Below are 13,608 nucleotides of genomic sequence, written 5' to 3' on the forward strand. Positions count from 1 at the left end.
GACTTTAGCTATCAGCGCAGCGTCGGACCCTGGAAGCCCATATACAGCGCCAGCTTCTCAGCCACGCTGGCACCAAGCTTCTTGGAGAAACGATCAAACGGCGATTCTTCAACAGTGAAGTCCACCAGCTCTTTCTCGCCGATCACGTCCCGCGCCACCAGGCTGGCACTGCCCAAACCATCGATCAGCCCCAGCGGCAATGCTTGCTCGCCCGACCACACCAACCCGGAGAACAACTCCGGATGCTCTTTATCCTTCAGGCGATCCCCACGCCCCTGCTTCACGCTGGCGATGAACTGGCGATGGGTCGTATCGAGCACACCCTGCCAGAACTGGGTTTCATCGGCCTTTTGCGGCTGGAACGGATCAAGGAACGACTTATGCTCGCCCGAGGTGTAGGTGCGGCGTTCAACACCCAGCTTCTCCATAGTGCCAACAAACCCGTATCCGGCCGCCGTCACACCGATGGAGCCCACCAGGCTGGCCTTGTCGGCGTAGATCTGGTCAGCGGCACTGGCAATGTAATAGGCACCGGAGGCACCCAGGTCGGAAATCACCGCGTACAGCTTGGTTTCCGGGTGCAGGCCACGCAGACGGCGAATCTCGTCATACACATAGCCCGACTGCACCGGGCTGCCGCCTGGGCTGTTGATGCGCAGGATCACGCCCTTGACCTTGGGATCTTCAAACGCAGCACGCAGGCTGCTGACGATATTGTCGGCGCTGGCGGGCTCCTTGTCGGCGATCACCCCACGCACTTCGATCAACGCGGTGTAATTGGCGCCACGGGTTGCGCTCTTTTCCATATCCATCAGCGGGCTGAACAGCGCCAGCATGAGCAACAGGTAAGTAAAGGTCAGCAACTTGAAGAAAATCCCCCAGCGCCGTGCTCGACGCTGTTCCTGGACACCGGCCAGGAGCGTCTTCTCCAGCAGCTTCCAGCTCTTTTCATCACCGTTTTCAGCCTTTTCAGGCGCTTTCCACTCGTCACTCATACCATCAACCCCAGCAAAGACTTATTGGGCCCGATTGAGCCAGGCCTGCAATTCAGAAAAATGATCAATCGTGACCCGAGGTTCGTAGTGCTGCAAAGCCTCGGCGGACTGGGCGCCATAGCTGACCGCCACGCTGTCCATGCCGGCGTTGCGCGCCATCATCAGGTCGAAGGAAGCATCGCCCACCATCAGCGCCTGTCGCGGCGAGACGCCGCAATGAGCAATGATCTGCTCCAGCATCAGAGGGTGAGGTTTGCTGGCGGTTTCATCCGCAGCGCGAGTGATATCAAAAGAATCTTCAAAGCCATGCGCCTTGAGCACCCGGTCCAACCCGCGACGGGCCTTGCCGGTGGCCACGGCCAGGTGATAGCCCTGGGCGCGAAAGGCCTCCAGCGACTGCGCCACACCGTCGAACAGCGGTGAAGGCGTAGCCTCCAGCGCGATGTAGTGATCAGCATAATGGTCGCGGAATGTCACCAGCTCAGCGTCACTGATCTGGGGGTACAGGGTACGGATCGCCTCAGGCAAGCCCAGACCGATAATGCCCTTGACCGCCAGGTCAGTGCACAACTCAAAGCCCGAACGCTTGGAAGCGGCGTGCATCGACTCGACAATCCGACCAATGGAATTACACAGGGTGCCGTCCCAATCAAAAATCAGCAGCTTGTAGTCAAGGTGCGACACTCAAACGCTCCACGGTCTTGGCCCACATCTCATCGACCGGCGCCTGCAGCTTCAGCTCGCCGCCGTCAGGCAGCGGCACGGTGAGCATGTAGGCGTGCAGGAACAGGCGCTTGCCGCCAAGGTCGCGGATTTCCTTGGAAAAACCCTCATCGCCGTACTTGGTATCGCCAGCAATGCAGTGGCCCGCATGCAAGGTGTGCACGCGAATCTGGTGGGTACGCCCAGTAACGGGTTTGGCCTCGACCATGGTGGCGAAGTCGCCGAAGCGACGCAGCACCTTGAACAGGGTCAGGGCTTCTTTGCCCTCTTCGTCCACTTCGACCATGCGCTCGCCGGAGCGCAGGTTGCTCTTCTGCAACGGCGCGCGAACGCTCTTGATCGAACTGGCCCAGTTGCCGCGCACCAGCGCCATGTAGCGCTTGTCCACGCCATCGCCGCGCAGGGCGGTGTGCAGGTGGCGCAACATGCTGCGCTTCTTGGCGATCATCAACAGGCCAGAGGTGTCGCGGTCTAAGCGGTGGACCAGCTCCAGCTCCTTGCAATCCGGGCGCAACTGACGGAAGGCTTCGATCACGCCGAAATTCAGGCCGCTGCCACCGTGAACCGCAATACCGCAGGGCTTGTTGATCACGATCAGCTTGTTGTCTTCGAAGACAATCGATGCTTCAAGGCGCTGCAGCAGGCCTTGAGCCAGAGGCACAGGCTCGTCGCGCTCAGGCACGCGCACCGGTGGCACACGGACAATATCGCCCGCCTGCAGCTTGTACTCAGGCTTGATGCGCCCCTTGTTCACGCGCACTTCGCCTTTACGCAAAATGCGGTAGATCAAGGTCTTGGGCACGCCTTTGAGCCTGGCCAGGAGAAAATTATCGATGCGTTGGCCGGCATATTCCGGCGAGACCTCAAGCAGCTGGACGCTGGGGGTCTGGGGGGCGGTAGTCGTCATGGCGGCGATGATAACAATTTTTTATGGAATTGAAGCACTTAATCATTGCTGCTATAGTCGCGAACGCCGCCAAAAGCGGCCTGGACAGAGGACTAGCGGCAAACTGCCGGCCCTGACCATCGCAATTCATCAGGACGCGAGGCCGTCCTACGGGGCGTTCACCACCCTGGAAGGCTTGAGATTGTAACAAGCGCAGGTGACATGAGGCCTGAAGCGAGTGCAGAAAGCAGAGTGAATACTCGCGTTCTGCGCCGATATTTACGGCCAGTTCACAAAGTGCAGTCAGTCTTGAGCCGGACCACGGCGAATGCTTCGGAAACAACGCCTGTTAAGAGCTGAGTGAGAGCGCAGTCGCCCACACTCAGTCTTGTTTAGCCATGAGCGTGGACTCCCCATTGGAGAACACGGTAAATGCCAACCCGCTGCGGATTCTGCGCGCGGCAGCACCCGAATTATCAGGGATACGTGTAGGGTGGAGATGCACAACCGTCGGACCGTGTAGCACTAGGCTTATATTTAGACGCTTCATCTCGTCCACAGTCGCCGGTTGATTCCTCCTCCTGACCTTAGCTTTTGTTGAAGTGGTGCCTTTGTCACCACCGCTAACAAGCAGGACGCGTCCGTCGCGATACCGGCCCAATTGGCCGATTTTGCTGGACACTGGAGTGGCCAACCACTCTTGACGCACCTGACACCGACCGTGAGAAGTCGTGTGTGCCGAACGCCGTTTCCGGCAGCCCGGAAACCGACGGTACAACATGAAAAGAATGCTGATTAACGCAACTCAACCCGAAGAGTTGCGTGTTGCACTGGTAGATGGCCAACGCCTCTACGACCTGGACATCGAATCCGGTGCACGCGAGCAAAAGAAGGCCAACATCTATAAAGGCCGTATTACTCGCATCGAACCAAGCCTTGAGGCTGCCTTTGTCGATTTCGGCTCCGAGCGCCACGGCTTCCTGCCCCTCAAAGAAATCTCCCGCGAATACTTCAAGAAAGCCCCAGAAGGCCGCGTGAACATCAAGGACGTCCTGAGCGAAGGCCAGGAAGTCATCGTTCAGGTCGAAAAAGAAGAACGTGGCAACAAGGGCGCCGCCCTGACCACCTTCATCAGCCTGGCCGGCCGCTACCTCGTGCTGATGCCGAACAACCCACGTGCCGGCGGCATCTCCCGTCGCATCGAAGGCGAAGAGCGCAACGAACTGCGTGAAGCGCTGAACGGCCTGATCGCACCAGCCGACATGGGCCTGATCGTGCGTACTGCCGGCCTGGGCCGCAGCAGCGAAGAAATGCAGTGGGACCTCGACTACCTGCTGCAACTGTGGACCGCCATCAAAGAAGCGTCCCTGGATCGTTCCGCGCCGTTCCTGATCTACCAGGAAAGCAACGTGATCATCCGCGCCATCCGCGATTACCTGCGCCAGGACATCGGCGAAGTGCTGATTGACAGCGTTGAAGCCCAGGACGAAGCCCTGACCTTCATCCGCCAGGTGATGCCGCAGTACGCCAGCAAGATCAAGCTGTACGAAGACAGCGTGCCGCTGTTCAACCGTTTCCAGATCGAAAGCCAGATCGAGACCGCTTTCCAGCGTGTCGTCGAACTGCCTTCCGGTGGCTCCATCGTGATCGACCCGACCGAAGCCCTGGTGTCCATCGACATCAACTCGGCGCGCGCCACGAAGGGTAGCGACATCGAAGAAACCGCCCTGCAGACCAACCTGGAAGCGGCTGAAGAAATCGCCCGCCAACTGCGCCTGCGTGACATCGGCGGCCTGATCGTGATCGACTTCATCGATATGACCCCCGCCAAGAACCAGCGCGCCGTGGAAGAGAAAGTCCGCGAATGCCTGGAAGCTGACCGTGCCCGCGTACAGGTCGGCCGCATCTCGCGCTTCGGCCTGCTGGAAATGTCCCGTCAGCGCCTGCGTCCATCCCTGGGCGAGAGCAGCGGCATCGTCTGCCCGCGTTGCAACGGCACCGGCATCATCCGTGACGTTGAATCGCTGTCCCTGGCGATCCTGCGCCTGATCGAAGAAGAAGCCCTGAAAGACCGCACCGCCGAAGTCCGCGCACAAGTGCCGATCCCGGTTGCCGCTTTCCTGCTCAACGAAAAACGCAACTCGATCACCAAGATCGAACTGCGCACCCGTGCCCGTATCGTGATCCTGCCGAACGATCACCTCGAAACGCCGCACTTCGAAGTACAGCGCCTGCGTGACGACAGCCCGGAAGCCCACAGCGGCCAATCCAGCTACGAAATCGCTGCTGCCGCTGCCGAAGTGGAAGAAGTCCAGCCAGCCGCCGCGACCCGCACCCTGGTGCGCCAGGAAGCTGCCGTGAAGACCGCGCCTGCCCGTGCCAACGCACCGGTGCCGGTTGAAGCCGCTGCCCCGGTTGCTGCGCCGGCCGCCCTGCCTGAGCCAAGCCTGTTCAAGGGCCTGGTGAAGTCGCTGGTCAGCCTGTTCGCCACCAAGGAAGAGCCTGCGGCACCGGTTGTGGTTGAAAAGCCTGCAACCGAACGCCCAGCGCGCAACGAAGAACGTCGCAACGGTCGCCAGCAGAGCCGCAACCGTAACGGTCGTCGTGACGAAGAGCGCAAGCCACGTGAAGAACGTGCGCCGCGCGAAGAGCGCGCCCCTCGTGAAGAGCGTGCACCTCGCGAAACCCGTGAAGAAACCCCGGCCGTAGCCCGTGAAGAACGTGCACCGCGTGAAGAGCGCACACCACGTACCCCACGCGCTCCGCGTGAAGATCGCAAGCCGCGCGGCGAGCGTGAAGAACGTGTGCGTGAACTGCGCGAGCCACTGGATGCCACCCCAGCTGTTGCTGGCGCTGCAGCCGCCACCGCTGAGGAGCGTCCAGCTCGCCAGCCACGTGAAGAGCGTGCGCCACGTGAAGAGCGCCAGCCGCGCCCTCCGCGTGAAGAGCGTCAACCACGTACCGAGCAAGCCGCTGCCACCAGCGAAGAAGAAGTGCTGACCGGCGAAGAGCAACTGCAGGAAGACGGCCAGGACAACGCCGAAGGCGATCGTCCACGCCGCCGCTCCCGTGGCCAGCGTCGTCGCAGCAACCGTCGTGAGCGTCAGCGTGATGCCAACGGCAACGTGATCGAAGGCTCGGAAGAGACCGGCGAGAACGCAGAAGGCACGAACAACGAGCCAACGGGTGCCGAACTGGCTGCCGGCCTGGCCGTTACCGCTGCGGTTGCCAGCTCGGTGATCAGCGCACCGGCTGAAGCCCAGGCGCATGAACAGGCTGAACGCGCGACTGCCGCTGTTGAAGAAACCGCAGCTGTAGAAGCGCCAGTTGCCGAGACCCCTGTGGTTGAAGCACCGGTCGTTGAAGCAACCTCTCCTATCGAAGCCCCAGTGGTTCCGGAAGTGGAAGTGGCACCGACCCGCGACGCCCAGCCAGAAACCGAAGTGATTGCGGTAGAACCCGCTCCGGTGGCTGAGCCTGAACCAGTGGTTGAAGCCGCTGCTCAAGCCCCGGCGATCGAAGAAGCTGCCCCGGTGGTGCGTGAAGTTCGCGAAGAACAGACCGCCTTCCAGTGGACTGCCGAACCGGCCGCCCCGGTTGAAGCGCCAGCCCCTGCCCCCGTGGTAGAAGAAGCGCCAGCACCGGTTGCCGAAGTCGTGGTTGCAGAGCCAGCACCAGTGGTTGAGGCTGCTCCGGTGGTTGAACCTGCGCCAGCGGTTGAAGCGCCTGTGGTTGCCGAAGTTGCCGCCCCGGTGGTTGAAGCCACACCGGCCAGCGCCCTGACCGAAAACGGCCGTGCGCCGAACGACCCACGTGAAGTGCGTCGTCGTCGCAAGGAAGCCGAGGCCGCCGCTGCTGCAGCAGCTGCTGCACCGGCCGTGGTCGAAGCTGTCGAAGCGCCAGCTCCGGTTACTGAAACCGTTGTTGAGCACAAGGCCCTGGAAGAAGAGCACGAACCTAAACCGTTCGCCTGATTCCTTCAGCCACTAAAAAGCCCCGCCTGAGTGATCAGGCGGGGCTTTTTTATTCAAGCGGAAAAACCGATCCATCACTTGTGCAATGTCTTCACCAGCCCATACCGCCCGCCATCTTATCGTAACGATTTGCCGCGTTCTCAAGCCGCTGTTGCCCGGCAGCGTTCGAGAATACTGGCCTATTTTTTCCTGAATTGGACTCCTGAGGCTTCACATCAGCTTTCACCTCGGCTTTCGGCTGATCTGTCACGCCGGAGACAGGAGAAGACTGCACAACAGGAGGGGTAGGGACATAAGGTTGAATTCTAGGCATTAGCGCTACTCTGATTTTCGTTAAGGAACCGTAGCGGAACTGCTACAGCGACCTCATTTAATAAACAGCCGTAAATTTCGGACATCAGAGTTATCGCAATGCGAGGTCAGAGCAGTCGCCAACAGTTGTACCCGCACTTGCATCCTCATACCTCAGCTGTCTGGGTATATCCACGTCCCATAACACGCCAGGATCATCCACCTGCACCTCTCTTACAACGGCATACGCAAACAGCGGCTTTGCCCCACGGTCACCGCTAAGCGCCATTAATGCCGGCCCAAACGAACGCGCAAAGGCAACCGGATGTCCATATTGTCCAGCGTGCGCCAGCACATTGATGCCTTCCAGGCCCTCTATCACACGCTCAATACTGGAGGGCCGTATAAACGGCATATCCCCCAGCACCACCAACCAGCCATCCGCCGTGCCGCTGGCGGCTACGGCTGCGGCGATGCTTTCACCCATGCCGGCTGACTGCAGCAGCAAGACCTGGCAGCCATACGCTTCGGCCAACCGAATGACCTCCGTGCGATCCGGCGAGGTCACCAGCCAGCGCGCCACCAGGCGATCCGGCAAATTCACCAATACCTGCTCGATCACCGGACGCGTCACGCCATCATGACCCACGCAATCGGCGAGCAATTTATCCTGGTCAGCCCCCGCCTCGGCTCGGAACCGGCTGCCCTGCCCCGCCGCCAAAACAATCGCCGTCACCATTACTCAGCAACCACCGGCAGGGGCTTTTTCTGCATCGGCGCCACGCCGTTCTTGATCGCGACAATTTCCGCCATCAACGACAAGGCGATCTCCGCCGGCGTATGGCTACCGATATGCAAACCAATCGGCCCATGCAAACGCGCAATGGCCTGTGCCGATAAGCCCAGCGCCGCCAGATCCTCGCGACGCTTCTGGCTATTGACCCGCGAACCCAGCGCGCCAATGTAGAAGGCACTGGAGTTCAGTGCCGTCAGCAAGGCCATATCGTCGAGGCGCGGATCATGGGTCAGGCAGACAATTGCCGTACGCTCGTCGGTCTGGATGTTCAGCACCGCCTCATCAGGCATGCCCGGCACGAAGCGACCGTGCTGCGCCTCCCAGCCGTAGACAAACTCTTGGCGCGGGTCGCAGATCAGCACTTCGAAATCCAGCAAGCGCGCCATCTCCGCCACGTAGCGTGACAACTGCCCGGCGCCGATCAATAACAGGCGCCAACGCGGGCCGTAGATGGCCCGCAGGCGCTCACCATCAAATGTGACGACATCAGTCTTACTCGCCGCGCTCAGGCTCACGTGACCCGTGGCAAGGTCCAGTTCGCGCGCGACAATTTCATGGGCCTCACAGCGTGCGAGCAACTCCGCGACCCAGGCCCAATCGTCCACGCGCTCTTCAGTGAGGCGCAGCGTGCCGCCACACGGCAAGCCGAAACGCGCGGCCTCGTCGCGAGTCACGCCGTACGTCACCAACTGCACCGGCGGGCCGTCATGCGCCAGACGGCCATCCTGCAAGCGGGCGATCAAGTCGTCCTCGATGCAACCGCCGGATACCGACCCAATGACCACGCCGTCGCCACGCAAGGCCAACATCGCGCCCGGTGGACGCGGCGCACTGCCCCAGGTCTGGACCACGCTATACAACACCACCTGCTGCCCCGCGCGGCGCGATTCGAGCACGCTGCGCAGGACATTCAAATCAACACTGTCCATAAATCCTCCTGCCAGTCTGCGTTTGGAACCTGCCATGTGGCGCGAATTTCATCGAGTAGATGACTCTAAGTGAAAATATTGCATAAAAGTAATCCCACACAAACGCAAACGCCCCGAACCAGTCGGGGCGTTTGCGGATAGCTGTCAGCGTGGGTTCACGCCATCAGCGGCTTACTTGATCACCGGTGCAGGGCCTTCGGCCACGCCCAGGTCATCTTCTTCACGGGTGTCGGAGATACCGCGACCACCGGAAGCCAACTCGCTTTGCAGTTGATCGGTGTCCAGTTCCTTGACCCACTTGGCCACAACGAGGGTGGCAACGGCGTTACCGACCAGGTTGGTCAGTGCGCGGGCTTCGGACATGAAGCGGTCGATACCCAGGATCAGCGCCAGGCCGGCAACCGGCAGGTGGCCGACAGCCGACAAGGTGGCAGCCAGTACGATAAAGCCACTACCAGTCACGCCGGCAGCGCCTTTGGAGGACAGCAGCAGCACCAGCAGCAGGGTGATCTGGTGGGTGATGTCCATGTGGGTGTCAGTCGCCTGGGCGATGAACACGGCAGCCATGGTCAGGTAGATCGAGGTACCGTCGAGGTTGAACGAGTAGCCGGTCGGAATCACCAGGCCTACGACGGATTTCTTCGCACCCAGACGCTCCATCTTGATCAGCATGCGTGGCAATGCGGATTCGGAGGAAGACGTACCCAGAACGATCAGCAGCTCTTCACGGATGTAGCGGATCAGTTTCAGCACGCTGAAACCGTGAGCGCGGCAGATACCACCCAGCACCACCAGCACGAACAGCAGGCACGTGATGTAGAAGCAGATCATCAGCTGGCCCAACTGCACCAGGGAACCTACACCGTAGGCACCGATGGTGAACGCCATGGCGCCCAGGGCACCGATTGGCGCGAGCTTCATGATCATGTTGATGATGTTGAACATCACGTGGGCGAAGCGATCAATGAAGTCCAGCACCGGCTTGCCGTAGGCACCCAGGCGATGCAGGGCGAAACCGAAGATCACCGAGAACATCAGCACCTGCAGGATGTCGCCGTTGGCGAAGGCGCCGACGATGGTGTTCGGGATCACGTTAAGCAGGAAGCCAACGATGCTCTGGTCGGCACCGGCAGTCACATAGGCAGCGACTTTGGAGGCGTCCAGGGTTGCCACGTCGATGTGCATGCCGGCGCCCGGTTGCACGACGTTCACCACGATCAGGCCGATCAGCAGTGCGATGGTCGACACGATTTCGAAGTACAGCAGCGCGTAGCCGCCGGTTTTGCCGACCGATTTCATGCTTTGCATGCCAGCGATGCCGCTGACTACGGTGCAGAAGATAATCGGGGCAATGACCATTTTGATCAGCTTGATAAAGCCGTCACCCAGTGGCTTGAGCGCCACACCGGTCTGCGGGTAGAAGTGACCGAGCAAAATACCGATAACGATTGCAACGATCACCTGGAAATACAGGGATTTGTAGATTGGCTGACGAGTCGTCATTGCAAAGTTCCTCAATCGTCCCGTGTGGCAAATATCCGCCATTGCCCACGACACTTGAATTGCGAACCCTCCTGCACTGGAGGGATTTGTTGTTTGCGAGACCTGTAGGACCAGGCCTGCGCTGTAATCCTTATCGCAAACGCCGTGCCACTTTGCTGAAAATCCCTGAGGGCCTTACGACATCAGGGCTACGGATTTTAAAGCACCCTCCAAAGTGCCAAGTCAGCTGGCGGATTTCCGCCGCACTGTCCAATCCCGTCCTACAATTTGGCGGATATCCGCCTTGTCGCCCTGCCAAGTGATGACTACCATCCGCCCTTCCATGGACGAGGGCCCCGTATGCGTGAACGTACCATCGCCAGTCATTACGCCCGGGCAGCCCTCGGCGGTGCGCGTCGGGCCGGTTACGACTATTCGGGCCTGCTGCAACAGCTGGGCATCACCCCGGAACTGTTGAGCGAACCCCGCGCCCGCATTGCGCCCGAGCAATTTACCCGGCTGTTGCAAATGCTCTGGCTGGCTCTGGACGATGAATACCTGGGCTTCGCCGAGGGCCCTAGCAAACGCGGCACCTTCGCCATGATGTGCCATGCGCTGATCCACTGCCGCACGCTGGAGAAGGCTCTGGAGCGCGGCCTATTATTTTATAGCCTATTCCCACAAGGCCCGCGCTGGCAGCTGACACGAGAAGGCGAAATGGCCCGCTTGAGCCTGGATGATTCTCAGCTGTGGGACCCGGATCACTTCCTCAGCGAATGCCTGCTGGTGATCTGGCACCGCCTGGGCAGTTGGCTGATCGGCCAGCGCATTCGTTTGCACCAGGCCACGTTCAGCTACCCGATGCCGGCGCACGCCGCTGAATATGACCTGCTGTTTCCCTGCACCCTGGTGTTCGGTGCCCCGAACAGCAGCCTGGTGTTTCCCGCCCGCTACCTGAGCCTGCCGCTGTTGCAGGACGAGCGCACCCTCAAGCATTTCCTTGAGCGTTCCCCCGCCGACCTGCTGTCACGCCCGGATGAAGGCGACAGTTTGAGCAGCCAACTGCGACGCTTGTTGAGCCGTGACCGCACGCCGTGGCCCGACCTGGAAGCCGTCGCCCAGCACCTGCACGTCAGCCCGCAGACCCTGCGCCGACATTTGCGCGAGGAAGGCACCAGCTTTCAGGCACTCAAGGATGAGTTGCGGCGGGACATCGCCATCTACCACCTGGGACGGGCGGATTTGTCGTTGCAGGAGATTGCCGAGCAGTTGGGGTTCTCCGAACCGTCGGCGTTTCATCGGGCGTTCAAGAAGTGGACAGGGCTGACGCCTGGGGCGTATCGGGCGCAGGAGAGTTAGCGCTGCGTCGTTTGTGAGGGCCTCATCGGGGCAAGCCCCCTCCCACATTTTGAATTTATTCACACATCAAACTTTGTGAACACAGTCAAAGGTGGGAGGGGGCTTGCCCCCGATAGGGCCAGCCAAGCCACCAAAGATCACACAGACGGAAAGTGAATCTTGAACGCCGCGCCACCCAGCGGTGAATCCCCCAGGGTCAGTCGCGCGCCGTAGCTTTCGATGATGTCCTTGACCACCGCCAACCCGATCCCCTGCCCCGGGTGCTGGCGGTCCAAGCGCTCGCCCCGTTGCAGAATCCGTGCACGCTGGTCTGGCGGTACTCCAGGGCCGTCATCTTCGATGCACAATTCGATGCCCTCAAGATTTTCCACCAGGCTGATGCGCACTTCGCTCAGGCACAGCCGATAGGCGTTTTCCAGCAGATTGCCGAGCAATTCGAGCAGGGCGCCCTTCTCGATCGGCACATCGCAGGCGTCCGGTAATTCAAGGACCACTGTGACGCGCTTGTCGCGGTAGACCTTGTCCAGCGTATCGCACAGGCTTTGCAGGACCGGCTCCAGGCGTACCTGATGGCGCACCAGACCGCTTTTGCGCAAGCTGGCACGCTGCAACTGATAGCTGATCTGCTGGCTCATGCGCTCGATCTGGGATTGCAGCACCCAGGCCTGATCGCGGTCTTCCGGGCGCTGCGCCATGTCTTCGCTCACGCTTTGCAACACAGCCAGCGGTGTTTTCAGGCTGTGGGCCAGGTCATCGAGGGAGTCGCGGTAACGCGCCCGCTGCTCGCGCTCGCTGTGCAGCAGGCGGTTCAGGGAGCCCGTGAGCCGCAGCAATTCGCGCGGGTGTTGTTCGGAGAGGCTTTCACGGGTGCCGCCTTCGATCTGGTCAAGCTCCTGGCTCAATCGCCGCAGGGCTTGCAGGCCCCAGGTCAGGCCCAACCACAGCAAGGTCAGCAGCACCAACAATGCCGCGCCGAAACCCAGGTAGAGGTTTTCGCGCAGGCCTTCGAGGGTCAGTTGGTATTCGCGCACCGGTTGCAGGGCCACGATACTGAACGCCGCGCTCTTGCCGCCGAGCAGCTTGACCTCGACGTCGTAGACGAAGAACTCCTGGCCGTCGGCCTCGCGAATCCGCGCAAACTCGTTGCCGCGCCCGTCATAGCGCGGCTTGTAGTTGATGTTTTCGTCGCGGGTTGCCCGCGAGCGCCATACCAGGTGGCCTTCACGGTCGTAGATATAGCCGAGCAAGCGGCTATCGGCGAGGTTGAAACGCTCATCCGGCAATTGCGCCGGCATCAGCAGGCGATTGTTTTCCACCCGCGCCGCGGAGATCAGCGTGGTGACGTCCGACGCCAGGCGCTGCTCAATGGAGTCTTGCAGTGCCAGGCTGAACGCGCCCTGCATGGCGGGCAACAGGCCCAGCATAAACAGCACGGCCAGGGTGGCAGCCGCGAGCATCAAGCGCACACGTAGCGAGCGGATCAACGGCAGCGCTCATTGAACAGGTAACCCAGGCCGCGCACGGTGTCGATCGGCTTGAACCCGGCCGGGCCTTCCAATTTACGGCGCAGTCGACCGACCAGGACTTCGATGACATTCGGATCACGCTCGTCGTCGTCGGGGTAGAGCTGCTCCATCAAGCGGTCCTTGGCGACCACCTGCTGGTGATGGCGCATCAGGTATTCGAGGATGCGGTATTCATAGGCGGTCAATGCCAGAGGCTGTTCGTCGAGAGACGCTTGCTTGCGGTTGAGATCGAGCAGCAAGGGGCCGGCGACGATGGTCGACTGGGTAAAGCCGCTGGAGCGGCGCAGCAAGGCGTTCATCCGCGCCTCCAGCTCTTCGAACTGGAACGGCTTGACCACGTAGTCGTCGGCGCCGGCGGCCAGGCCTTCGACCTTGTCCTGCCAGTTGCCACGCGCGGTGAGGATCAGGATCGGAAAGGTCTTGGCCTGGCTGCGCAGTTGGCGGATCAGGTCCAGGCCGCCCATGCCGGGCAGGCCCAGGTCGATGATCGCCAGGTCATGGTTGAATTGACCGGTCTGGTACAGGGCCTCTTCGGCATTGGCCACGGCCTCGACTACGTGGCCGCTGTCGGTCAGGCGGGTAAACAGGTGATGACGCAGCAGCGCCTCATCTTCCACCACCAGCAATTTCATAAGGCTCTCCAAAGC

At 60.8% G+C, this 13,608-nt stretch carries 10 protein-coding genes; 2 read left to right on the plus strand and 8 right to left on the minus strand.

The genetic code is table 11. The features are described 5' to 3' along the window. Nucleotides 1–11: 11 nt before the first annotated feature. From J1G35_RS23130 to rluC, 3 genes are read right to left on the minus strand one after another with little or no spacing between them, the layout of a single operon-like run. Nucleotides 12–995 (minus strand): S49 family peptidase, encoded by a 984-nt coding sequence (locus J1G35_RS23130; RefSeq protein WP_223016110.1) that lies wholly within the window; start codon nucleotides 993–995, stop codon nucleotides 12–14. A 21-nt stretch (nucleotides 996–1,016) separates the two neighbouring features. Then, the gene (locus tag J1G35_RS23135; RefSeq protein WP_053140117.1) at nucleotides 1,017–1,679 is read right to left on the minus strand and encodes an HAD-IA family hydrolase; all 663 of its coding nucleotides are present in this window, start codon (nucleotides 1,677–1,679) and stop codon (nucleotides 1,017–1,019) included. Continuing rightward, a complete protein-coding gene (rluC, locus tag J1G35_RS23140) occupies nucleotides 1,666–2,625 on the minus strand; it encodes a 23S rRNA pseudouridine(955/2504/2580) synthase RluC (RefSeq protein WP_053140114.1) in 960 nt (319 codons plus the stop codon). Before rluC ends, J1G35_RS23135 begins: the two co-directional genes overlap by 14 nt. Before the next feature lie 767 nt (nucleotides 2,626–3,392). Here rluC and rne point away from each other — a divergent pair. Then, a complete protein-coding gene (gene rne / locus J1G35_RS23145; RefSeq protein WP_223016111.1) occupies nucleotides 3,393–6,578 on the plus strand; it encodes a ribonuclease E in 3,186 nt (1,061 codons plus the stop codon). 403 nt (nucleotides 6,579–6,981) lie between these two features. Here the strand turns inward: rne and J1G35_RS23150 are convergent, their stop codons facing one another. The 3 genes from J1G35_RS23150 to J1G35_RS23160 all read right to left on the minus strand — a co-directional run bounded on the left by J1G35_RS23150 (nucleotide 6,982) and on the right by J1G35_RS23160 (nucleotide 10,097). Then, nucleotides 6,982–7,608 (minus strand): nucleotidyltransferase family protein, encoded by a 627-nt coding sequence (locus J1G35_RS23150; RefSeq protein WP_223016112.1) that lies wholly within the window; start codon nucleotides 7,606–7,608, stop codon nucleotides 6,982–6,984. After that, complete coding sequence (locus J1G35_RS23155) at nucleotides 7,608–8,594, minus strand: XdhC family protein (RefSeq protein ID WP_223016113.1); 987 nt, start codon at nucleotides 8,592–8,594, stop codon at nucleotides 7,608–7,610. Before J1G35_RS23155 ends, J1G35_RS23150 begins: the two co-directional genes overlap by 1 nt. 171 nt (nucleotides 8,595–8,765) lie before the next feature. Beyond that, the gene (locus J1G35_RS23160) at nucleotides 8,766–10,097 is read right to left on the minus strand and encodes a dicarboxylate/amino acid:cation symporter (protein ID WP_053140106.1); all 1,332 of its coding nucleotides are present in this window, start codon (nucleotides 10,095–10,097) and stop codon (nucleotides 8,766–8,768) included. Between the two features lie 339 nt (nucleotides 10,098–10,436). On the opposite strand from J1G35_RS23160, the gene J1G35_RS23165 reads away from it, so the two are divergent. Beyond that, nucleotides 10,437–11,435 carry an AraC family transcriptional regulator gene (locus J1G35_RS23165; RefSeq protein WP_223016114.1) on the plus strand — a complete coding sequence of 333 codons (999 nt, stop codon included), beginning with the start codon at nucleotides 10,437–10,439 and terminating at the stop codon, nucleotides 11,433–11,435. A 137-nt stretch (nucleotides 11,436–11,572) separates the two neighbouring features. On the opposite strand, the gene J1G35_RS23170 is transcribed toward J1G35_RS23165, so the two are convergent. Both J1G35_RS23170 and J1G35_RS23175 read right to left on the minus strand, forming a co-directional pair. Next, nucleotides 11,573–12,919 carry an ATP-binding protein gene (locus J1G35_RS23170; protein WP_053140102.1) on the minus strand — a complete coding sequence of 449 codons (1,347 nt, stop codon included), beginning with the start codon at nucleotides 12,917–12,919 and terminating at the stop codon, nucleotides 11,573–11,575. Next, nucleotides 12,916–13,593 (minus strand): response regulator, encoded by a 678-nt coding sequence (locus J1G35_RS23175; protein WP_017138377.1) that lies wholly within the window; start codon nucleotides 13,591–13,593, stop codon nucleotides 12,916–12,918. The genes J1G35_RS23170 and J1G35_RS23175 overlap by 4 nt, the downstream gene beginning before the upstream one ends. Between the last annotated feature and the right edge of the window lie 15 nt (nucleotides 13,594–13,608).

It is taken from the genome of Pseudomonas sp. SH10-3B (assembly GCF_019891415.1).
Taxonomy (GTDB): Bacteria; Pseudomonadota; Gammaproteobacteria; order Pseudomonadales; family Pseudomonadaceae; genus Aquipseudomonas.